General features: G+C 67.8%; 19 protein-coding genes. 7 read left to right on the top strand and 12 right to left on the bottom strand.

Features of this window, described 5'->3' with window-relative positions; translation table 11 throughout:
• Nucleotides 1-380: 380 nt before the first annotated feature.
• A complete protein-coding gene (locus QZM67_RS35385; RefSeq protein ID WP_301810608.1) occupies nucleotides 381-1766 on the top strand; it encodes an MFS transporter in 1386 nt (461 codons plus the stop codon).
• Nucleotides 1767-1835: 69 nt separating this feature from the next.
• Here QZM67_RS35385 and QZM67_RS35380 read toward each other — a convergent pair whose 3' ends face one another.
• The 4 genes from QZM67_RS35380 to QZM67_RS35365 form a co-directional block, all read right to left on the bottom strand.
• The gene (locus tag QZM67_RS35380; protein ID WP_301810607.1) at nucleotides 1836-2912 is read right to left on the bottom strand and encodes a C45 family peptidase; all 1077 of its coding nucleotides are present in this window, start codon (nucleotides 2910-2912) and stop codon (nucleotides 1836-1838) included.
• Nucleotides 2913-3031: 119 nt separating this feature from the next.
• Nucleotides 3032-4612, bottom strand: coding sequence for a DUF3138 family protein (locus QZM67_RS35375; protein WP_301810605.1), 1581 nt, complete (start codon nucleotides 4610-4612; stop codon nucleotides 3032-3034).
• Between the two features lie 97 nt (nucleotides 4613-4709).
• Nucleotides 4710-5825, bottom strand: a complete 1116-nt coding sequence (locus QZM67_RS35370; RefSeq protein WP_175025112.1) for a polyamine ABC transporter substrate-binding protein — start codon at nucleotides 5823-5825, stop codon at nucleotides 4710-4712.
• Between the two features lie 211 nt (nucleotides 5826-6036).
• The gene (locus tag QZM67_RS35365) at nucleotides 6037-7767 is read right to left on the bottom strand and encodes an amidohydrolase (protein WP_301810602.1); all 1731 of its coding nucleotides are present in this window, start codon (nucleotides 7765-7767) and stop codon (nucleotides 6037-6039) included.
• Nucleotides 7768-8004: 237 nt separating this feature from the next.
• Between QZM67_RS35365 and QZM67_RS35360 the strand changes: the two genes are divergently transcribed.
• The gene (locus QZM67_RS35360) at nucleotides 8005-8835 is read left to right on the top strand and encodes a helix-turn-helix transcriptional regulator (protein WP_301810601.1); all 831 of its coding nucleotides are present in this window, start codon (nucleotides 8005-8007) and stop codon (nucleotides 8833-8835) included.
• 15 nt (nucleotides 8836-8850) lie between these two features.
• On the opposite strand, the gene QZM67_RS35355 is transcribed toward QZM67_RS35360, so the two are convergent.
• The 4 genes from QZM67_RS35355 to QZM67_RS35340 all read right to left on the bottom strand — a co-directional run bounded on the left by QZM67_RS35355 (nucleotide 8851) and on the right by QZM67_RS35340 (nucleotide 13086).
• A complete protein-coding gene (locus QZM67_RS35355) occupies nucleotides 8851-9771 on the bottom strand; it encodes a LysR family transcriptional regulator (RefSeq protein ID WP_039353976.1) in 921 nt (306 codons plus the stop codon).
• A gap of 133 nt (nucleotides 9772-9904) precedes the next feature.
• Complete coding sequence (locus QZM67_RS35350; protein ID WP_301810599.1) at nucleotides 9905-11095, bottom strand: MFS transporter; 1191 nt, start codon at nucleotides 11093-11095, stop codon at nucleotides 9905-9907.
• Between the two features lie 103 nt (nucleotides 11096-11198).
• Nucleotides 11199-12656 (bottom strand): FAD-binding oxidoreductase, encoded by a 1458-nt coding sequence (locus QZM67_RS35345; RefSeq protein ID WP_175025116.1) that lies wholly within the window; start codon nucleotides 12654-12656, stop codon nucleotides 11199-11201.
• Nucleotides 12657-12741: 85 nt separating this feature from the next.
• Nucleotides 12742-13086, bottom strand: a complete 345-nt coding sequence (locus tag QZM67_RS35340; protein WP_011356376.1) for a cupin domain-containing protein — start codon at nucleotides 13084-13086, stop codon at nucleotides 12742-12744.
• Nucleotides 13087-13283: 197 nt separating this feature from the next.
• Between QZM67_RS35340 and QZM67_RS35335 the strand changes: the two genes are divergently transcribed.
• The 3 genes from QZM67_RS35335 (at nucleotide 13284) to QZM67_RS35325 (ending at nucleotide 16791) form a co-directional block, all read left to right on the top strand.
• Nucleotides 13284-14168 carry a helix-turn-helix transcriptional regulator gene (locus QZM67_RS35335; RefSeq protein WP_089453829.1) on the top strand — a complete coding sequence of 295 codons (885 nt, stop codon included), beginning with the start codon at nucleotides 13284-13286 and terminating at the stop codon, nucleotides 14166-14168.
• A 168-nt stretch (nucleotides 14169-14336) separates the two neighbouring features.
• Complete coding sequence (gene speB, locus QZM67_RS35330; protein WP_301810595.1) at nucleotides 14337-15287, top strand: agmatinase; 951 nt, start codon at nucleotides 14337-14339, stop codon at nucleotides 15285-15287.
• Between the two features lie 22 nt (nucleotides 15288-15309).
• Nucleotides 15310-16791, top strand: a complete 1482-nt coding sequence (locus QZM67_RS35325; RefSeq protein ID WP_301810594.1) for an aldehyde dehydrogenase family protein — start codon at nucleotides 15310-15312, stop codon at nucleotides 16789-16791.
• A 133-nt stretch (nucleotides 16792-16924) separates the two neighbouring features.
• On the opposite strand, the gene QZM67_RS35320 is transcribed toward QZM67_RS35325, so the two are convergent.
• Nucleotides 16925-17809, bottom strand: coding sequence for a patatin-like phospholipase family protein (locus QZM67_RS35320; protein ID WP_043179234.1), 885 nt, complete (start codon nucleotides 17807-17809; stop codon nucleotides 16925-16927).
• A gap of 415 nt (nucleotides 17810-18224) precedes the next feature.
• On the opposite strand from QZM67_RS35320, the gene QZM67_RS35315 reads away from it, so the two are divergent.
• Nucleotides 18225-18752, top strand: coding sequence for a hypothetical protein (locus QZM67_RS35315; RefSeq protein ID WP_175025118.1), 528 nt, complete (start codon nucleotides 18225-18227; stop codon nucleotides 18750-18752).
• Between the two features lie 109 nt (nucleotides 18753-18861).
• Entirely contained in the window at nucleotides 18862-20208 is a 1347-nt protein-coding gene (locus QZM67_RS35310; RefSeq protein ID WP_301810591.1) for a DUF2325 domain-containing protein, read from the top strand.
• Between the two features lie 107 nt (nucleotides 20209-20315).
• Here QZM67_RS35310 and QZM67_RS35305 read toward each other — a convergent pair whose 3' ends face one another.
• The 3 genes from QZM67_RS35305 to QZM67_RS35295 form a co-directional block, all read right to left on the bottom strand.
• A complete protein-coding gene (locus QZM67_RS35305) occupies nucleotides 20316-20681 on the bottom strand; it encodes a winged helix-turn-helix domain-containing protein (protein ID WP_301810589.1) in 366 nt (121 codons plus the stop codon).
• 77 nt (nucleotides 20682-20758) lie between these two features.
• Nucleotides 20759-21250, bottom strand: coding sequence for a molybdopterin-dependent oxidoreductase (locus tag QZM67_RS35300; protein WP_175025120.1), 492 nt, complete (start codon nucleotides 21248-21250; stop codon nucleotides 20759-20761).
• Between the two features lie 141 nt (nucleotides 21251-21391).
• The gene (locus QZM67_RS35295) at nucleotides 21392-22159 is read right to left on the bottom strand and encodes a DeoR/GlpR family DNA-binding transcription regulator (RefSeq protein ID WP_301810587.1); all 768 of its coding nucleotides are present in this window, start codon (nucleotides 22157-22159) and stop codon (nucleotides 21392-21394) included.
• Nucleotides 22160-22180: the final 21 nt, after the last annotated feature.

Raw genomic sequence — 22180 nt, 5'->3', positions numbered from 1 at the left:
CAATCTCACGAGCGAGCAGGAATGGAACGGCCATTCTTGCAATCGCGCCGATCCCGAACAAGGCGAGCAAAGGTACCGGTATCGCGACTACCCGGCAGCGGCCGGTCCGGCGAAGCGATGCCGGACGACCCGCGCGACCGGTTCGACATCGATTCCGGCCCGTCGTCGGTGCTGCTGACCTGCGACGCACACGGCAAGCGCGTCTCGCGCCACGATCGCCGCCCTTTCCCACATATTGAGCGCCGTTCGTCCCATTAATAGGGATACCTGTCCAAATGTTGACGCGCTGCGCGCCACGGCTCTAACGTTCGCCCCAACGCCATTCGATTCGGCCGCCCCGCTCGCGGGCGACGGCCGGGCATAGAACACAGGAGACAACCGTGGCCCATTCTGCGTCACGCACGCACGCCAACCCGCCGGAACAGCGGCCCGCACACACCGGCATCGCATCCGATTCCGCCGCCCGCGCGGCCGCGACGCAGGCTGCGCCACCGAGCCGCAAGCGGCTGCTGATCCTCGCGTTGCTATTCGTCACCGTCGTGATCAATTATCTCGACCGCAGCAACCTGTCGATCGCCGCGCCCGCGCTGTTCAAGGAGCTGAACATCGATCCGGTGCGCGCGGGCCTCGTGTTCTCCGCGTTCGGCTGGACCTACGCGCTGATGCAGATCCCGGGCGGCTGGCTCGTCGACAAGGTGTCGCCGCGCGTGCTGTACGCGGGTGCGCTCGCACTGTGGTCGGCCGCGACGCTGCTGCTCGGCTTCGCGGGCTCGTTCGTCGGGCTGATCGTGCTGCGCCTCGCGGTGGGCGCGCTCGAGGCGCCGGCCTACCCGATCAACAACCGCGTGGTGACGACGTGGTTCCCGACCCGCGAACGTGCGAGCGCGATCGGCGGCTACACGTCGGGCCAGTTCGTCGGCCTCGCATTCCTCACGCCGGTGCTCGCATGGTTGCAGGTGCATCTCGGCTGGCACATGGTGTTCGTCGCGACCGGCCTCGCCGGCATCGCGTGGGCCGCGATCTGGTACGCGGTGTACCGCGAGCCGCGCGCGTTTCGCGGCGTCAACGCGGCCGAGATCGCGCTGATCCGCGACGGCGGCGGGCTCGTCGATCTCGAAGACCGCGTCGCGGCACGCAGCGAACGCGCACCGTCGACGTGGCGCGACCTCGGCGTCGTGCTCGGCCGGCGCAAGCTGTGGGGCATCTATCTCGGCCAGTTCGCGCTGAACTCGACGCTGTGGTTCTTCCTCACGTGGTTCCCGACCTACCTCGTGAAGTATCGCGGGATGGACTTCATCAAGTCGGGCTTCCTCGCGTCGCTGCCGTTCCTCGCCGCGTTCGTCGGCGTGCTGTGCTCGGGCGTGCTGTCGGACTGGCTGATGCGCCGCGGCGCATCGCAGGGCTTCGCGCGCAAGCTGCCGATCATCTCGGGGCTGCTGATCTCGACCTGCATCATCGGCGCGAACTACGTCACGTCGACGGGCTGGGTGATCGCGTTCATGACGATCGCGTTCTTCGGCAACGGCTTCGCGTCGATCACGTGGTCGCTCGTGTCGGGGCTCGCGCCCGCGCGGCTGCTCGGCCTGACGGGCGGCGTGTTCAACCTGATCGGCAACCTGTCCGCGATCGCAACGCCGATCGTGATCGGGCTGCTGGTGGACGGCGCGGACTTCTCGCGCGCGATCACCTACATCGCCGCCATGGCGCTCGCGGGCAGCCTGTCGTACGGGCTGCTGGTCGGCAAGGTCGAGCGCATCGACGCATAGGCGTCGGCAACGCACGGGCGGCCCGCGCACGCCGCCCTGCTTTACCGCTACCGCTGAACGCGCGTCGCGTCAGAACCGCTGAGACCAGCCGCGCGCCAGATCGTGCGGATTGCCTGCCACGTAGTCGAGCACGCACGCATCGGTATCGATGCCGACGGTCAGCAGCGTTTCCCAGCGCTCGGTGTCGGGCATCGACAGGTCCGGATGGAAACACACGACGGCCTGGTCGCCGGCCACTCCGCACATCGCCGCCGCGCGTTCGCGCACATCGGCACTCGTCATCCCGTTCACGACGTCGTTCAGGTGCGAGAAACGCTCGCGCGTGGTCGAGCTGTCCGGCATGCACTCGCCGCCGCTCAGCGCTTGGTCGAGGAAGTGATTCGTATGCAGCAGCCATCCGTCCGGACGCGGCACGACGATACCCACGCCCGACGGGCTCAGCTCGATGCTCGCCGCGCGCGGTTTCGCGTCATGCCGCGTGAATACGGTCAGCACCGTCGACGCGCTCACGCGTGCGGTGCGGGCCAGTTCGATCGCTTCCTGAACCGTCGTCGCGTCTTCGAGAATCCGCCGTGCGATCGCATGCACGGGCACGCCCGCGCTGCCGTTGTCGCTCGTATGGTGCAGGATGTTGAAGTGCAGCCCGAGCCCCGCGCTGTTCACGCCGAGCTTCGCGAGCATCCCGAATTCGGAGAACAACTTGACGGTGCGGCCGTGCCGCGTCTCCAGCTTCAGCAGCAGCCCCTGCGGCGCGAGGCTGTCGTGCCAGTCCCACGTCTGCAGCGTGCGCGGCGCCTGCGGGCCGGCCGGCGCGTAGACGGTCGTCGAACATTCGCCTTCCGTCGATGCCGGCGCGATCGCGAGAATCTCGGTGCGCGCGTTCAGGCACGCGAGCTGCCAGCGCGGCAGGTCGACGGCATGTGCGATCGCGTCGATTTCGCCGACCAGGTCAGGCGCCCACGCCTCGAGCGACGCGACGCTCGCCTCGCCGATCTCCCGAGCCCGCTGCGGATCGATGCCGAGCTTCGGGAAGAACGCGAGATAAAGCGCGACGGTCTGCCGGATCTCCGGCGCGAAACGCTCGCCGATCTGGCGGCCGCGCTCGCGCGAATCGCGGGTGTCGGTCACGAAGGTGTGCAGTTTCACGATGGTTTCTCCTGGGTTGAATGCGGACCGAGGGATGCCCGGCCCAGAATGTCACGCGTCGCGAGCGACGACAATGAAAAAAGCGGGGCCGTGCCGCGCGACGCGGCGCGGCCCCGTGCTCAGAACGAATAGATGAACTGCATTCCGGCGAGATCGTTGCTGCGCGAGTACGTACCGTTGCTCTTCAGGAACACCGGATGGTTCGCCGCGTCGTGGCGGTATTCGAGCTTCACGGTGATCTGCTGCGTCGGATAGAACAGCAGGTCGGCCGTGATCGCGTAGCGCTGCGCGCCCTTGCACTCGGTGCCGTTGCTCGACGAGCCGTGGAAGCACGCCGGATCGATGCCGAAGCCGCTCGACCCGTTCACCGACGGATTGCCGCCCGCGAGCCCGTACTGGATGTTGGTGCCGCCGCCGCCGTTCGACGTGTTGTTCAGGTAGTCGAAACGCAGCGTCGCGCCCATGCGGCCGACCCACGACGTCGTCCACTTCGTATGGCCGAGCAACGACATCCCGTACCAGCGGGCGGTACCGCCGTTCCATGCGCCCTTCTGCAACTCGCCGTAATCGACCTGCGCGTTGACCTGGGTCTTGTCGTGCGTATAGGTCACGTCGGCCTCCACGTACTTGTAGAGACCGGTCGGCGACGAGCCGTTGCACTGGTAACCGTAGCCGCCCGGCGTCGCGCACGGCGAGAACAGCGACTGCCGGCCGAGCATCCCGGAGATGCCGAAGTCGAAGGCGGTCGATGTCGCGTTGTCAAAGCGCGCGGTGATCGTCGGCGTCCAGTTGGTCTTCGTCGTGTTGTTCGCCGCGTTCGCGATCGCGCCGGCGGTGCGCAGCACCTCGTTGCCGATCACGACCTGCCAGAAGCGCGTCATCGCCGCGTTGGAGCCCTTCAGCCCGACGCCGATCAGGTTGCCCGGTTCGCTGAAGTCGTACAGCAGCCCGTGCGTGAGCGTCAGCATCTGGTTCGACGGCTGCACCTCGTAGCCGGCGAGGCTCGGCATCATCCCGACCTCGAAGGTGCGCGTCGTGCTGAGCGGCACCGTGACCACCGCCTGCGTGACGATGTTGTTGCCGATGCCGCCGTGCGAATTGCTGAACACGTTGCCGAAGCCTCGGTTCGGCTGGATCACGACCTCCGCCGACGGCGCCATCGGGCCGACGCCGAAGGTCTTCTTGATGTCGAGGTAGACGTCGCCGATCGTGCTGTTGAAGTAGTCGTACGCGCCCGGATCGTGGTTCAGGAACTGGAAGCCGGACGTGCGCTGCGCGCGGTTGAACAGATACACGGGATCGACGTAGCCGGTGATGCTCAGGCCCGCGAGCGGGCCGGTGGTCGCCGCTTCCTGCAGCGAGTCGACCTTCAGCGATGCGTTCGCGATCTGCTCGCGCATCTGCTGCAGGTCGTCGTTCGTGAATGCCGGCGCCGAGTCGGCGGCCGGCGCGGCGGCCGCTGCCGTGTTGATCGAACCGATCTTCGCGCCGCCCGAGGCGGCGGTGGCCGTCGTTGCGGCGGCGGCAGGCTTCGCCGCCAGCATGCTCGCGCGCAGCTCGTTCACCTGCTGCTGCAGCGCGGTGACCTGTGCCTGCAGCGCCTTCATCTTGCTCGCGTCGGTCGCCTGCGGCGTGTGCGCGAATGCCGAAGCGGCTTCGAACGCGAGCACGCACAGCGCCGTCATGTGTTTGATTTTCATGTCGTGGGTGGTCGTCGGGACGAGCGCGCCCCCGCCCGCCGCGATGAGCGGCGGGGCGCGCGAAAGGTAGACGGGAGTGGGGAGAGCGGCGGCCGGCTTACTCGGTCTTCAGCTTCGTCCAGAGACGGTTCTGCAGACGCATCAGCTCAGGCGGAACCGGCTTGCTGAGGCTCAGCTTGCGGATCACGTCGGCGGGCGGGAACACGGCCGGATCGCTCGTCACTTCGGCGCGCACCAGATGCTTCGACGACGGCACGGCCGACGGGTACGACGTGTCGTTGGTCAGGTTCGCGCTCTCCTTCTCCGACAGCACGAAGTTGACGAACTTCAGCGCGGCGTCCGGGTGCGGCGCATCCTTCGGCACCGCCATCATGTCGAACCACATCGCGCTGCCCTCGGCGGGGATCACGTACTTGATGTGATACGGCTTCTTCGCGGAAGCAGCCGCGATCCGCGCGGAGTTCACGTCGCCCGACCAGCCGAGCGCGAGGCAGATGTCGCCGCCCGCGAGGTCGTTGATGTAGCTGCTCGAATTGAACTGCGTGATGTACGGCCGCACCGTCTTCAGCAACTCGTACGCGGCCTGGTAGTCGGCCGGGTTCGTCGTGTTCGGGTCCTTCTTCAGGTAGACGAACGCCATCCCGAACGCATCGACCGGCGAATCGAGCACCGATATGCCGCAGTGCTTCAGCTTCTGCGCATACTTCGGGTCGAACAGCAGCGCCCAGCTGTCGAGCGGCGCGTCGTTGCCGAGCGCGGCCTTCACCTTCTCGACGTTCATCCCGAGCCCGTCGGTGCCCCAGGTCCACGGAATGCCGAACTGGTTACCCGGATCGTCCTTCGCGAGCACCTTCATGATTTCCGGATCGAGCAGCCCGTAGTTCGGCACCTGGCTCTTGTCGATCTTGCGGTAGATGCCGGCCTGCAGCTGCCGCGCCCAGAAGATGTCGGACGGCACGACCACGTCATAACCCGACGTGCCTGACAGCAGCTTCGCCTGCAGCGTCTCGTTCGAATCGAACTCCTGGTAGACCACCTTGATGCCGGTCGCCTTCTCGAAGTTCGCGATCGTCGCCTTGCCGATCGAGTTGCCCCAGTTGTACACGTTGACGACGTCCGCCGCGTGCGCGACCGGCGCGCCGGCCCACAGGACGCCGCCCAGCGCGAGCGCCGCGCATGCCGTTTTCAGATGCTTGCTCCAATCCCCTGCCATGGTTTCCTCCGTCGATATCATGATCCGCTCGCGATGAACGGTGTGTGCTTCGGTCCGGAAAAATGTAGCCAGAGGAAATTGGCCGGTCTGCCCTGCCAATAGGGGGACACGCCGCACAATCGGGGCATCCGGTTCCGGACGGCGGCCCCGATCGGCACAACACGGAAGCGATATGAAAGCTTCCGCTGCCGCGTCGCCGGCGTAAAACCGCTCAGGATGCCTGCACGCCCGTGCGCACGCCGAAGTCCTCGCCCACGTGCGTGACGCGGCCGTCCATCATCGTCAGCGCGACGTCGATGCGGCCGATGTCGTACTGGCCGACCTCGAACAGGTCGTTTTCCAGCACGACGAGATCCGCGCGCTTGCCGGGCGTGAGCGAGCCGACCTCGTGCTCCATCCCGAGCTGGTACGCGCCGTGGATCGTGTACGCGGCGATCAGCTGCGGAATGCTCAGGCGCTCGGCGAGGTCCGGAAACACCGGCGCATCGGGCTCGCCCGCGAGCTGGCGCGTATGGCCCGACTCGATGTGTTCGAGCGGCTTGTGCTGGCAGCGGCACTGGCACGCGAGGCCGTCCATGCCGATCGACACCGTCACGCCTTCGTCGAGGAACGTGCGGAACTTGTACATGTTGCTCCAGCGCGCGTGGCCGTAGTGGTCGCGCAACTGCTCGGTGTATGCGTCGACCACGCCCCACTGCAGCTGCGTGTTCGCCATCACGCCCGTGCGGCGGAAGCGCGGGATGTCGTCCGGATGCGTGAGGAACGCGTGCGTGATCACGTGGCGGCGGTCGCGCGGCGGGTTCGTGCGGTTGACCGCGTCGAAGCCGTCGAGCGCCATCCGCACCGCCGCGTCGCCCACGCAATGCACCATCACGTTCGCGTTCGCGCGATCGGCTTCGACGAGGTAGCGGTTGAACGTATCGGCCGGCATCGTCGGCGCGCCGCAGGTGTCGGGGCGGTCCGCGTACGGTTCGAGCAGGTAGGCGGTGTGGTTCGCCTCGGTGCCGTCGAGGAACAGCTTCAGCGCGCGCGCCTTCACGAGCGGCGAATCGTACTGCTCGCGGTATTTGACGAGCGTGCCGACCGGATCGTCGATCTCGCCGATCACCGCGACGCTGCCCACCACGCGCAGCTTCAGGTCGCCCGCGCGCTCCATCGTCTGCAGCGTCTCGTACAGCAGCGACTGGTCGCCGCTCGCGTCGAAGAAGCCCGCATCGAACACGGTCGTCACGCCGGCCGCGCACAGCTTCTTCTGCCACGGCGGGATCGATTTCAGGTACAGGTCGATGCCGGTCGGCAGCAGGCCGGCCGCGCTGATCCGCTGCAACACCAGCGAATACGCAGCGCCGTCGACGATCAGGCCGGTCGGCTCGCCGGTCACGGCGTCCTTCTCGAACCAGCTCGCGCCTTCCTGCACGGGCGGCGTCGATGCGTCGATGCCGGCGATCTCCAGCGCCTTCGAGTTCACCCACATCGAATGGAAATCGGTCGACAGCAGGCACACCGGGCGATCCGCGCAGATCGCGTCGAGCGTCTCCTTGCGCAGCAGCGCCGGCGGAATCGTCGCCTGGATCCAGCCCATCCCGGTGATCGCCGGCTCGTCCGGATGCGATTCGACGTAGCCGCGCAGCGCGCCGAGCACCTTCTGCGGATCCTCGTAGTTCACGAACGCCTGGAACGCGAACGCGGTCGTCTCGAAGTGCCAGTGCGATTCGACGAAGCCCGGCAGCACGAGCCGGCCGGCCGCGTCGACGACCTTCGTGTCCGCACCGATGTACGCCTGCACGGCCGCCGTATCGCCGACGTGGACGATCCGGCCGCCGCGCACGGCGACGGCCTGCGCCCAGGGCTTGTGCGGGTCGACGGTGTAGACCTTCGCGTTGGTGAGGATGAAATCCGCCGGCGTCGAATCTTTTGCGGCGTGCGTCGGTTGCATCTGCATGGCCTGTCCTTTCTGGTGATCATGTTTTCGAAGTGCTTTCACTATAGGCAGACGATTCGCGCCGGTATGCCCCCCCGCCGCGGGGGCTCGGGCGAATTCCGGCCACCGCGCGCCCGTTCTTGTCGTCGTTTTGGGGACAACGCGCGAAATCCACCGCGCGAATCCGGTGAATTCCCGGCTGACGCGTGCACGGCGTTCGCGTAACGTCGCGCTGTCCCCTGCCCCCCACGCCCGACCATGCGACTTCTCCAGCCCGACCCGGCCGCCCGCGGCCACTACCTGATCGGCGTGCGCCCCGACACGCTCGGCGCCACGTTGCGCGCGGTCGGCACGCCGGATTTCGTCGGCGCGGTCACGGCGTTCGTCAACGACAGCATCGACGCCGACGCCGTGCACCTCGAACGCTGGCGAGCCGATACGGGCAGCACGTCCGGTTTCGTCGTCGAATGGCTCGGCAGCGGCAGCCTGCGTTTCGCGGCCGATACGCTGCGCGTGATGGATGTCTATTACCAGGACTACTGCCAGGTCGATCCGCTGGTCGCGCCGCTGCGCGGCAAGGCCGGCACGCTGCTGGTGCAGCGCCATGTCGACGGCATCGCGCAGGGCGAATTCCGCCGCCGGATCTTCGACGAGCCCGGCATCGCGCAGGAATGCCTGCTGGTGCACGGCAACGCGCACCAGCAGTACGCGCTCGGGCTCGCGCGCACCGTCGGGCGGGCCGCGTTCACGACGGACGAGCTGTTCCACTTCCGGCAGATGGTCGACCTGCTGTTTCCGATGTTCGAGCTGCATGCGCGCACCTGCGCGGCGCGGCGCGTGGCGGCGGTGTCGGTGAATGCCGCGTCGCAGGCAGGCTTCGACGCGCGCCTCGAACGGCAGGACGTGCAGTTGTCGCGCCGCGAGCACGAGATCTGCCGGCTGATGCTGTGCGGACGCTCGGTGCCCGAGGCCGCGCAGCAGCTCGACGTGAAGCTGTCGACGGCCGAGTCGTACGTGAAGCGCGCGTTCGCGAAGCTCGGCGTGCGCACGCGCCGCGAGCTGTTCGACTGGGTGCTGGTCGACTGCTGAACGCGTAGCGCGTGCTTATGCGGCCAGTGCGGCCGCCTTGATGTTGAACGCGCGTAGCAGGTCCTCGCAGAATGCGTCGACGATCGGCTTGTCGCTTGCGCTGCGCTTCATCGCGAGATGCAGCGGCACGTCGAAGCTGAACGTCGTGCGGCCGACGGCCTTCACGAGCCCGCGCTGCTCGAACGGCTCCGCGTAATGCGCGGGCAGGTAGCCGAGATGGCCGCCCGACAGGATCAGGATCGTCGCGGCCTCGATGCTGTCCGCACTCGCGGTCACGCGCCGCTCGGGCAGCGGATACTGCTCCTCCGGCACCGGATAGGTGCGCCATACCCAGTCGTGAAGCTGCAGGTCGTCCGCCGTCACGGGCCGCGACGCATGGAACAGCGGATGCCCGCGCCCGCAATAAATCACCTGCTGCTCGGTAAAGAGCGGCGTGTAGAGCAGCCCCGGCACGCGATGCCAGAAATAGCCGATCGCGAGATCGAGCTGGTTGTTGACGAGGCTTTCCTCGAGTTCCTGCGGCGACGCGACCTTCATCGCGAACGTGACGGCCTGGTCGCGCTTGCGGAACGCGCCGATCGCGTCGGCCACGCGCGCGTTCTCGACGAGTGGCGCCTGGCCGATCAGCCCGATCGACAGCGTGCCGACCAGCTTGCGATCGATGTCGCGCACGCGCGCGACGAATTCGGAGGTCGCCGCGACGAGCGTGCGCGCGGTGGCCGCGAAGCGCTCGCCCTTCGACGTCAGGCGAAAGCCGCCACGCCCGCGATCGCACAGCTTGAAGCCGACGCGCGCTTCGAGCGCCGACAGCTGCGTGCTGATGGTCGACTGCCGAACGCCGAGCGACGCCTCGGCGGCCGTGATGCCGCGTGCGTCGACGACGGCCAGAAAGACCCGGATGAGCCGGAGATCGAGATCGGAGGTATTCGAGAACATGCTTCAAGCCGCTGCGCGTGTGCGCGTTACCCGGCCAGCCGGCACGATGCGCATCGCGCACCGCGCCTGCCGCCTGCGCCGATGAACCGAACCGGATGCGCGCCGCCATCGGCAGCGGCGCGCGTCGCCACCGTCATTCCGATACGACCGCGAGCGCGCGTTCCATCCCGAACACGGCCGGCCGCAGCCGCCGGTAGCAGAGGAACGCCACCGCGCACAGCACGATCGCCGCGATCAGCGCCGACTGCGTGCCCGCGCTCTCGATCAGCGAGCCGCCCGCGACCGAGCCGACGCCATAGCCGAGCGCGACGCAGCCCGGCGACAGCGCGGCCGACTTGCCGACCAGGTCGTACTGCGGAATCGTCGCGTAGATCAGCAGCGCGCCGCCGGTCCAGCAGCCGATGAAGACGATCGCGCCGAGCGTGAACGTCGCGGCCGATGCCGGCAGCGCGAGCAGCACGGCCGCAACCGCGCAGCCGCCGAGATTCACGAGCGCCCAGCGGCGCAGACCCGCGCCCGCGCCGAGCTTCGGCATCGCCGCGCAGATCACGAGGCTCGCAATGTTCGCGATGCCGAGCACGAGCGACACCGACTTGCCGCTCAGGCCCGCCGTGGTACCGATCTTCTCGAGGAAGGTCCACACGACGCCGACGCCGCCGTACAGGGCGAGTTGCGCGCACAGCACCAGCATCGCGCCCTTGCGGTCGATGCGGCCGGCGACGCCGGCCGGCGCCGGTGTGGCCATCGTCTCGCCGCGGCGAAACAGCGGCGTCGCGAGCACGAACATGCCGAGCACGCACGCAACGAAACCGAACACGCCGTGCGCACCCCACGTGTCGCTCAGCATCGGGAAGATGTAGGCGAGCAGCACCATGCTCCACGTCACCTGCCCCATCAGCATGATCCCGAGATTGCGTTCCGGTGCGCGCGAATACGACAGGTAGCGCAACGCGATGCCGTTCAGCCCGCCCGAGCCGACGCCCGCGATGAACTGCAACGCCGAATAGGCGACGAGCCCGTGCGTCGCGAGCGTGCCGAGGTTCGCGCCGGCCGCGAGCGTCACCGCACCCGCGAGCACCCACCGGACCGGCTGGCGGCCGAGCACGAACGCGACGAGCAGCGTGCCCGTCGATTCGCCGAGCACCTCGATGAAGCTCGACAGCCCGAGCGCCGCTTCGCCGAAGCCCCAATGACGCTCGACCTGCCCGACGATCGCGGGCAGGCCGAGGAAGACCGTCGGCCCGAGCATGCCGAGCAGCAGCATCACGACGACGAACAGCGCGTTTTCCTGTCGCGCCTCATCCTGCAGGTTGACTACATTCATCTGGTGTCTCTCTCCGTGTCCGCGGCGCGGACCGTCTCCTCTGGGGATCGTTTTGGGTGTCGCTACGACGCGGCGGCCCGGCGCGGGGCCGCCACGCCGCCGCTTACATCGGGAAGCCCATCGCCTTGATGCCGCTGATCCACGCGCGCTTCCAGCCGCCTTCCGCATCCGCGCCATCGAACGCATGGAACGTGATCTTCGCGGCCATCCAGCGCATCGGTTCCGGCGGGATGTAGCTCGGGCTCTGGTTCGCGATGTCGAGCTTGCGCTCGGGGCTGTCGCGATCGAACAGGATGTTCAGCCCCATGAATGCGCCGAACCGGCTCGCCGCGACGCCGAAGCCCGTATAGCCGGCGACGAACACGGCCTTGTCGCCGAGATAGCGCTTCGCGAACACCGAGCCGCGCGAGCAGTAGTCGATCGGCCCGCCCCACGCGTGCGAGAAGCGCACGTCGCACAGTTGCGGGAACGTGCGGTAGAACGCTTCCGCGAGCCGGTAGTACGTTTCGCGCTGGCCGTCCTGGTGCGGTTCCGGATCGCCGTCGAAGTGATAGCTCACCAGCCCGCCGAAGATGATGTTGTTGTTCTTCGTCAGACGGAAATAGTTGAGCTGCGTGCGCGTGTCGTACACGCCCTGGCGATTCTTCCAGCCGATCCGCGCGAGCTGTTCGTCGGTGAGCGCCTCGGTTGCGAGCACGTGATCGCGCACCTGCATCACGCGACGGTTGATGTCGGGAATCCCGACTTTCGCGGTGCCGCTGCCGAACACGACGCGCGGCGCACGCACGCTGCCCTTCGGCGTCTTCACGAATACCGTGCTGCCTTCGTCGGTCACGGTCACGAGCGGCGTGTGTTCATACAGCTTCACGCCGAGCGACAGCGCCGCGCGCTTCAGCCCCCACGCGAGCTTCGCCGGGTGCACGATGCCGCTGCGGTTGCGCGACCACAGCGCGCCCGCGAACAGCGGCGAATTCAATTGTTCGAGCGTTTCCTCGCGATTCAGCAGCACGACGTTGTGGCCGTACTCGCGATGCAGGTCGTAATCGCCCTTCAGGTGCGCGATGTGCTCGGGATCGACCGCGACCGTCATCTCGCCGTTCCACTCGATGTCGGCGTCGATGTCGTAGCGCTTCAGCGTGTCCTCGAAGCCGTCGAGGTTGTGATGGCCGAAGGCCTCGAGCTGCGCGATGTCGTTCGGGAACACGCGCACCGCGTTCGGCAGCCCGTGCATCACCGATGTCGAGATGATCCCGCCCGCACGGCCCGACGCGCCGTGCGCCACCTTGCCGGCCTCGATCAGCACCACGTTCAGGTGCGGCATCTGTTCCTTCGCCTGCACGGCCGCCCACAGCCCCGTGAAGCCGCCGCCGACGATCAGCAGATCGGCCGTCACGTCGCCGACGAGCTCCGGCTCGGTCGCAGGCGCCGCCGGGTTGTCGAGCCAGTACGGGAACAGCTTCGTATTCGCGAGCGCCGCCTCGACGCCCAGTGCGACCGGCGCGCCACGCATTGCGTGCGCCTGCACCGGCGCAGTCTCTCTTGCTTTGACTTCCATTTCCATGATCCCAGCCATCACACGCGAAAAACGAAACCGCCGCCGGGCGCGCGTCACACGGACGACGACACCACGGCGGCGGCTTCGGACATCACGACTTCTCGAGCAGCACGTAGAACTTCTTCGCGTCCTCGATCGTTTCCCAGCGGCCCGCGAAGCCGGCCGGCAGCAGGTAACCCTGGCCCGGCGTGAATTCCTTGCGGTTGCCTTCGACGTCGGTCAGCGCGATCCGGCCCTCGACGAGCCACACCGCCTCGTCGGCCGCGGTTTCCGGAAACTCCACCGAGCCGACCTTCCCTTCCCACCAGCCGATGATGTAGTTGCCGCTCTTGCCTTCCGCCGCGCGCCAGTCGCTTTCGTCCATCCCGAAGTCGAGCTTCGTGAATTCGCCGATACCTGCGCCGAGCGGCAGGATGTCCTTGATCAGTTTGGTCATCTGAATCTTCATCTCTTGATTGAAAAAAGCAGAGACAAAGTTACTCATTTACACTGCCCCGGTATGCCCCCCTTCGGGGGGGACAAGCGGTGTTTTCCGGGGCGAACGGGTCGACAGGACAACCGACGGTGTTTCCCCCTAATGACGTTTTCGGTTGCGAACGCTACAATCCGCCGGCTTTTCACCCGGGGAACCGCATGCTGCTCAACGTGAACCCCTTCCACCGCGACAACGACCGTTTCAACGTGTCGTTCAAGGCGCTGGGCGAGCTGATCGAGACGGTCGGCACGCCGCACTTCGTGCCGCGCCTCACGCAACTGCTCAATGACGTGGTGCCGCTCGACGTCGCACACGTCGAACGTTCGCGCGTCGACGGCTCGATGCCCACCGGCTATCGATGCGAATGGATCGGCAGCAGCGGCATCGATACCGAATCCACCGAAATCTCCGATGTGATGACGCTCTACTACGAGCGCTTTCTCGACAGCGACCCGCTGTTCGCGGGGCTGCGCGGCAAGACCGGCACGATGCTCGTGGTGCGCGACATCGCCGCGATCCCGCCCGGCGAATTCCGTCAGCGCCTGTTCGACGACGTGCATATCGGCCATGAATGCGTGCTCGCACGCGGCACCCGCTATGCGCAGCATTCGATCGCGCTGGAGCGCGGCCGCGACCGGCCGCCGTTCACGCTCGCCGAGATGAACCGCTTTCGCAGCATCAGCGACATGCTGTTCCCGCTGCTCGAACTGCATGCGTCGACCACGGCCGCACGGCGCGTCGCGCACCCGACGCCCGAGGTCCATCCGCTCGCGCAGTTCGATACGCGAATCGCGGCCGATGGCGTCAAGCTGTCGAAACGCGAATACGAAACCTGCAAGCACCTGCTCTCCGGCAAGACCGTGCCCGAAACGGCCGAGATCCTCGGCGTGCGCGTCGCGTCGGCCGAGTCGTACGTGAAGCGCGCGTTCGCGAAGCTCGGCGTGCGCACGAAGCGCGAACTCGCCGCGTGGGGCTCGGCCACCACCGCGTTCCCTTCCGCCGGCTCGCACGACGGCACCGCGCCGCCGGCCATCCCGCGCTGACGCGACCCGGCCTCACCCGCGCGGCCGCGTTCGGTTGCGCCGCGTCGATGCGGCGGCGCCACTTGCATCGAGACCCGTCGATGTAAACGTTGCGACTTCAAAATCTTCGCGCGGGCGTTCTCCTCTACCATCGGCCGATCGCTTTACCTCAGAAAAAGGAGACGGCCCATGCCCCGCGAACTGAATCAACCGATGGGCGGCAATGAAATGCCGCGCTTTGGCGGCATCGCCACGATGATGCGGCTGCCGCAAGCCGCGACGACCGACGGCCTCGACGTGTGCTTCGTCGGCGTGCCGCTCGATCTCGGCACGTCGAACCGCTCGGGCTCGCGCTTCGGCCCGCGCCAGATCCGCACCGAATCCGTGCTGCTGCGCCCGTACAACATGGCCACGCGTGCGGCGCCGTTCGATTCGCTGCAGGTGGCCGACATCGGCGACGTCGCGACCAATCCGTACGACCTGAAGGACTCGGTGCGCCGCATCGAGGAGGCATATGACGAGATCGTCGCGAACGGCTGCCGGCCGATCACGCTCGGCGGCGACCACACGATCGCGTGGCCGATCCTGCGCGCGCTGCACAAGAAGTACGGCAAGGTCGCCGTCGTGCACGTCGACGCGCACGCGGACGTGAACGACACGATGTTCGGCGAGAAGATCGCACACGGCACGCCGTTCCGCCGCGCGGTGGAAGACGGGCTGCTGCAATGCGACAAGGTCACGCAGATCGGCCTGCGCGGCACCGGCTACCACGCGGACGATTTCGACTGGTGCCGCCAGCAGGGCTTCACCGTCGTGCAGGCCGAAGCATGCTGGAACAAGTCGCTCGCGCCGCTGATGGCGCAGGTGCGCGAACGCGTCGGCGACACGCCCGTCTATCTGAGCTTCGACATCGACGGCCTCGATCCGTCGTTCGCGCCCGGCACCGGCACGCCGGAAATCGGCGGCCTCACCGTACAGCAGGGCCTCGAGATCGTGCGCGGGATGAAGGGCCTGAACATCGTCGGCGCGGACCTCGTCGAAGTCGCACCGCCGTACGATCCGACCGGCACCACCGCGCTCACGGGCGCGAACCTCGCGTTCGAGATGCTCTGCGTGATGCCGGGCGTCGCCTACCGCTAACCCGACCGACAGGATGACCCTCATGTCCACCGCCGAGCTTTCCCGTTCCACTGCCACGTTCGTGCTGCCCGCGGCGCACATCGCCGGCCAGCCCGTGCGCGCGCAGGCCGACGCGCCCGGCGCGCCGATCTTCGACGCGTCGACGGGGGCTGCGATCGGCTGGCAGGAATTCGCGACGGCCGCGCACGTCGACGCCGCGGTGCGCGCCGCGCGCGATGCATTCGCCGGCTGGCGCGATACGCCGCCCGCCGAACGCGGCCGGATTCTCGCGACGATCGCCGAGCGCGTCGAAGCGTCGCGCGATCGCCTTGCCGCGCTGCAAATGCAGGTGAGCGGCAAGCCGCCGTTCGAGGCCGAGGCCGATGTCGCCGACGTCGCCGCCACGTTCGCGTACTACGCGAAGCTGTGCGAAGACCCGGCACTGTTCGCGGCGGAGCCGGTCGCGTTGCCGAGCGACGCCGTCACGGCCGAACGCTTCTACGATTCCGTCGGCGTCGCGGCGCTCGTCATGCCGTGGAACTTCCCGATGGTCACGACCGCGTGGAAGCTCGCGCCCGCGCTCGCGGCCGGCTGCGCGGTCGTGCTGAAGCCGTCCGAACTCACGTCGCCGACCGAACACGCGTTGCTCGAGATCGTCGCCGAAGCCGGCGTGCCAGCCGGCGTGGTCAACGTCGTGAATGGCGGTGCCGAGGTCGGCGCGACGCTGACCGCGCATCCGCTGATCGACAAGATCTCGTTTACCGGCAGCACGGCGGCTGGCCGCAAGGTCATGCAGGCCGCCGCCGTCGACATGAAGCGCGTGACGCTCGAACTCGGCGGCAAGTCGTCGCTGATCGTGCGCGACGACGCCGATCTCGACGTCGCGGTGTCGCTTGCGGTTGCAGGCGCCTTCACGAACGCGGGCCAGATGTGCTCGGCCACCGCGCGCATCCTCGTGCACGACAGCGTGTACCGTAGCTTCATGGCCGCGTTCGAGACCGCCGTGCGCGCGCTCGTCGTCGCGCCGCCGGCTGCGGAGCAGGTCGCGATGGGGCCGCTGATCTCGGCCGCGCAGCGTACGCGCGTCGAAGCGATGCTCCAGCACGGCATCGATGCGGGCGCACGCGTCGCCTTCAGCGGCCGCGTAACGGATGCCGGCGGCGACGGCTTCTTCATGGCGCCCGTCGTGATCGCCGAACCGGCGGCCGACAACCCGCTGTGGACCGACGAAGTGTTCGGCCCCGTCGCATGCGTGAAATCGTTCCGTACCGACGACGAAGCGATCGCGCTCGCGAACGACACACGCTACGGGCTCGTCGCAACCGTCGTGACGCGCGATGCGGAAATCGCGAAGCAATTCCAGCAGCGCGTGCGCGCGGGGCTCGTATGGATCAACGCGCCGCAGCTCATCTACCCGCACGTGTGCTGGGGCGGCTTCGGGCTCAGCGGCATCGGCCGCGAACTCGGCGTTGCAGGGCTGCGCAGCTATCAGGAATTGCGCCACGCGATGCGCGCGATCGACTGACCAGGGCGGCCGTTCAGGCCGTTGGCGGCACCGTGTCACGTGCACGGTGCCGTTTTTTTTTTGCCGATTGCCGGGGAGAGGCCCGGCAGCCGGCGTTCGTCAGCCATGCGTTTGCACGGCGCATGCGCAACCGTCAATGCGACCGCGCCGCGGCGTGATCGTGCTCGCGCAGCTCGCCGGGAATCGCACACTCCGCGAGCCCGCCCGCGTCGATCCATGCGCGCGTGCGTTCCGCGGCCTTGTCGATCAGCTGCGCGCACTGCGAGTAATCGTATGACGAGACGTCGAGCGGACAGAGCGGCGGCACGACATGGATGTGCGCGTGTGCCGCGTACAGCGCCAGATCGCGCACCAGTTGCCGCGCGATCACAAGCGTCAGCGCGTGCGTCGCATGCGCGATCGGGCTGCGCGGCGGGACGCGCAACGCGCAGGCGAACCCGGCCGGCAGCACGACGATCCGCTTGACGCCAAGCGCAATCGCAACGGAGATCGGCGTATTGTTCGCGACGCCGCCGTCGACAAGTTCCACGCCGCCGATGCTGACCGACGGAAACACGCCGGGAATCGCCGTGCTGGCCTGCACGGCATCCACGACCGAGCCGGCGGACAGCACGACTTCGCGGCCATTCAGCACGTCGGTCGCGACGATGTGGAGCGGCAGCGCGGCCTGCTCGATCCGGCGGTACGGCAGATTCTTTTCCAGCAGCAGACGCAGCGCATCGGCGTCGACCAGATGCGGCCGGTTGCGCAGCAGCATCGCGATGATGCTGCGCAACGAGAATGGCATGACGTCCTGGCGGCGGATCCTGCACCACAGCGCGGCGAGCATCGCAACACCGTCCGCGTCCGGCCGGCCGGCGAAATAGGCGGCATTGATCGCGCCCGCCGACGCGCCGACGACGCAATCGGGCCGTTCGCCGCTCGCGACCAGCTCGCGCAGCATGCCGACCTCGATCGCGCCAAGACTGCCGCCGCCGGCGAACACGAAGGCGGTCGAGGGAGTGGGATCGGACGTCACGGTGCGCCCTCCTGCAGTTGGCTGCGACAGTGCTTTCACCATGATGGATCGTGCGGCGCCCCGGATGTCCTGATGAAAACCCTGCCGGCACGCGGATCCAGCCGGCGGCCGACGACGGACGAAACGGCCGGCGCCCGGGCCGCCGTGCTGCCCACGGCGCTCACGCGGCAGCAATAGGCGTACGCGCGATCACGCACGCGGGCCGGATGTGCGCGGCTACCGTGCATATCCTCGTGCCCGACAGCGCGTACCTCCGCTTCATAGCCGCGTTCGGAACGGCCGTGAGCAACATCGACTGACCAGTCGGCCGTTCAGGCCGTTGACGGCACCGTGTCTCATCGACGGTGCCGTCTTTTTCTGCGCACGCGATATATTCCGTAGAATATATCGATACCTGCACTTCCGGAGACTCACCATGCCCCGCACGCCGACGGATCGCGCCCCGCAGCGCACCGCACGGGAACAGCCGCTCGCGCGCAAGATCCGCGCGCTCAGGCCGCTGTCGAGCGACGCGCGCGCGCAGCAGGTCACGGATGTCGTCGACGCGTTCCGGCGCCTGCGCGGCAGCATCGTGCGCTTCATCCTGATGTTCTCGGCCGCGCATGCTGACGACGCGCTGTCCGCCCTGGGCTTTCGTGACCTGTTGTCGACACTCGAAGACCATGCTCGCACCGCCCGCTTCACGCGCCTGCCCGAACTCGAACGGGCGATCGGCCACGCGCGCCGCCTCGAACGCACGCGCGACGACGTGTTCTCCGATTCGTTCAGCAACGACCCGGCCGCGATGCGCGACGCGGTCGCCGCACTGGAGCGTGTCGACCTGCTGTTCGTCGGGCTGTGCGTCGAGTACGTGATGGCGCGTCATGCGCCGGCATCGCTCCCCGTTTCGTCCGAGGCCCCGTCCGCACGATCGCTCACCGACCATTCAACCGCGCTCTGCTGACCGCGCGACGCGACCTTGCTCCGTGATTTCCCCGGAATTTCGTTCGTTATATTCCGTGGTATATTTCGCGCATCCGTCTCCGGCCCGACCACGCCGGACAGAGGTCAACATGCACGCTCCGCCCTTTCGCCTTGCCCGCACGGCGGATCTCTCGTCGCCCGGCGGTAACCTGCCCGCGGCAACCGGCACGCGGGTCGACGCATGCTGCGCGCCGTCACGCGCGCAACTGACCGAGCTGAAGCGCCGCGCGCGCCTGTCCGAGCTCGATGCGAACCTGCACTGCTCGATCATCGGCACCTGCCTGACCACGCACGAACTGCGCAGGCTCGTACCGAAGTTCACCGACCTCGACCGCCAGCACGCGACCGATCTCGACATCCATCACGCGGCCGTCGAGCTCGCGATCGGCGGCACGGCCGGCGCCAAGGCCTTGCACAAGGCGCTCGACGAGCGCTACGCGGGCGCGATCCGCGCATTCGACAGCGCGAAGGACGCGGACGAACTCCTCGCGCGCTGGAAGGAAGCGCTGAAGAGCGGCGACATTCCGCCCGCGTACTGGGCGCTGATGACGCATCCGCGCACGACGATGGGCGTGCGCCAGACCGCGTTCGGCGACCTGCACATGCTGTCGCACCTGGTCGGCGCGGCCAATCGCGCCGATATCCGGCGGCTGGTCGCGCTCGAGGAAGAGAATGCGGCGCTGCACGCGAAGCTCGAACGGCAGCAGGTGCGCCTGCACGACATGAGCACGCAGCGCGACGCGGCGCTGCAGGAACGGGATGCCCTCGCCGCGCGCCAGCACGCGCAGCCGCTGGCGGCCGAAAGCGTCTTGCGCGACGAAGTACACGAATTGCGCGAAGCGCTGGCCGCACGCGACGAACGGCTCGCGCTGCACACGAGCCGCCGCGAAGCGGCCGAGCAGCGGATCGCCGCGGAACAGGCGAGCGCCCGCGCGATGCGCGCGCGGCTCGACGACCTGATGGCGATGGTGAAGACGCTGCGCGCCGAAGCGAGCGCGATCGAACAGGCGGTGCAGGCGTCGGCGGAAGACCCGGCCGAGCGCGCGGCCGATCCGCTGTCGATCCTTCAGGGCACGCGTCTGGTGTACGTCGGCGGGCGCCCGGGCTCGAACCGGGCGATCAAGCGGATCGTCGAAACGGCGGGCGGCGACATGACGCTGCACGACGGCGGCATCGAGGATCGCAAGGGCCTGCTGGCCGCGGCGCTACCGGGCGCGCAGATGGTCGTGTTCCCGGTCGACTGTATCGACCACGATTCGATGAACCTGCTCAAGCGCATCTGCGAACGCCACCACATCGCGTACTACCCGTTGCGGACTGCGAGCGTCGCCAGCTTCGTCGAGCTGATCGGGCGGCTCGATGCGCAGGCGCGCGATGTGATGGCACCGGATGCCGCCACGGGCGACACGCCGCGCTTCTGCCTGCGGCACGGCTAGGGCCCGATTCGCTTCGTCGCTGTCCTTGCGCACTGCCCTTCATGGGCCAGTGAAAGCCCGCCGTTAGGCTCAACAGGCCTCCGGGCAAGCGCACATGCCGCGCACTTTCAGCGCCGCACCATTTTCGTGAGCGCGGTAATTTCGGCGGCGCAAGCCGCGTAAGCACGCGCCTCGATCTCGCGATAAAGGCGGATGATCTCCTCGCCGACCGGTGTGAGCACGCTGCCGCCGCCGCTCTGCCCGCCATGCTCGGACACCGTCGCCGGCGATTTCAGCGAGCGGTTCAGCTCGTCCATCAGCAACCACGCACGCCGGTACGACATCTTCAGGCTGCGCGCCGCCGCCGAAATCGAACCGTGCTCGCGCACGGCTTCGAGCAGCGTGACCTTGCCCGGGCCGAGCGCGATCGTGTCGGCCTGCTGGATACGCATCCTGAACCGCACCTCAGGCTTGGGGTGTGCCGGTGTCTTCATGTTGTCCCGCCCTTTGAACGATGCGGGCAAGCATACACGATGGCCGGTGCAGCGCACGCGGCCGCCTGCGTGCCGGCTCAGACCTCGAGCACGCGCGCAACGATGCCGGCCAGTCGCTTCACGTGGCGCGGCGCGGGCAGGAGGTCGGCGCCCGAGAACAGCAGCGGCGCGCCGTCGTCGATCGACAGCGGCGCGTCGCCGCATTCGAACGCGACGATCACGTGTTCGCCGACGGGCGTGTTGAACAGTTCATGCCAGGAAAACGTGACCGCGTAGCCGTCGTGCGCATGCGCGATGAACACCATGCGCTTGAAGTCGCCCGGCACGTCGCTGCGCAGCCCGGCTGCGTCGAGCAGGTCCTTCAGCCGCGCGCCACGATACGGCGCGACCGAGCGGATGAAGCGGTTCGTCGTGAAGCAGCGCAGGTCGAACGGCTCGGCCGTCGCGCTCGCGTGCCGGCGCAGGTCGTCGAGCGTCACCGTCATCGGCCGCACGAATGCGCCCGTCAGCACGATCGAGCCCGCCACCGCCTGATGCGCCGAAGGCGCCGCCGTCCCTGCCATCTCCATCGCCCGCCTCCATGACGGCCCGCCGGTAGGCGCGCCTGCGTTGTATCGATGGATATATTACGCCGCTAAAAAACCGGCCGACAGAATGCGCGCCGCATGGGCGGCATCACGGCGACCGATCGTGCCCCACGCTGCGCGGCACTACGCCAGCACGATGTTCTTGATGACTTTCTTGAGGCGCTTGAAGCTGTCGACCGATTCCGCCTTCGAGTCCGTCACCAGCGCGCCGATCCGCGCCGGCTCGCAGAAGCTGATCCGGCTGTTCGTGCCGAGCTTGCTGAAATCGGCCAGGATCGCGACGTCCGCCGCGTTGCTGACCATCGCGCGCGCCACTTCGGTTTCCATCCGGTCATAGTTGGTCGCACCTCGGACGGCATCGACGCCCACCGGCGACAGCAGCGCGAGATCGGCGCGATAGCGGAAGATTTCGGCAACCGTGCCGTCGCCGACGGTCGCGGCCGCGCGGCTGCCGATCATCCCGCCGAGCAGGATCGTTTCGTTATTCGCCTGCGCCGGGTCGCTCGACCGCATCTTCAGCGCGACGTCGATCGAGTTCGTGACGATCGTGAGGCCCGACAGCTTCGCCAGTTCCTCGGCCAGCAGCGTCGTGGTTGTGCCCGCGTCGATAAACAACGTCTGCGAGCCCGTGACCAGCCTGGCCGCCGCGCGGGCGATCGCCAGCTTCGCCTTCACGTGCGTCTGCGCGCGCTCGGCGATTGGCGCTTCGTCGCCCACCTGCACCGCGCCGCCGTGTACGCGCTTCAGTTCACCGAGCGCCTCGAGGTCGACGAGATCGCGGCGCACGGTTTCCCGCGACACGTTCAGGTCGGCCATGATCCGGTCGGTGGAAACGCGCTGCATCTTCGATAACAGAAGCCGGATCCTCTGGTATCGCTCTTCTTGCCACATGGAATGTCCTCGGAATGAACG

The sequence above is a fragment of the Burkholderia sp. AU45251 genome (assembly GCF_030482905.1).
GTDB classification, from domain to species: domain Bacteria; phylum Pseudomonadota; class Gammaproteobacteria; order Burkholderiales; family Burkholderiaceae; genus Burkholderia; species Burkholderia aenigmatica.
The sequence above is the reverse complement of the archived record's forward strand: the minus strand, read 5'-3'. Positions and strand labels throughout refer to the sequence as shown.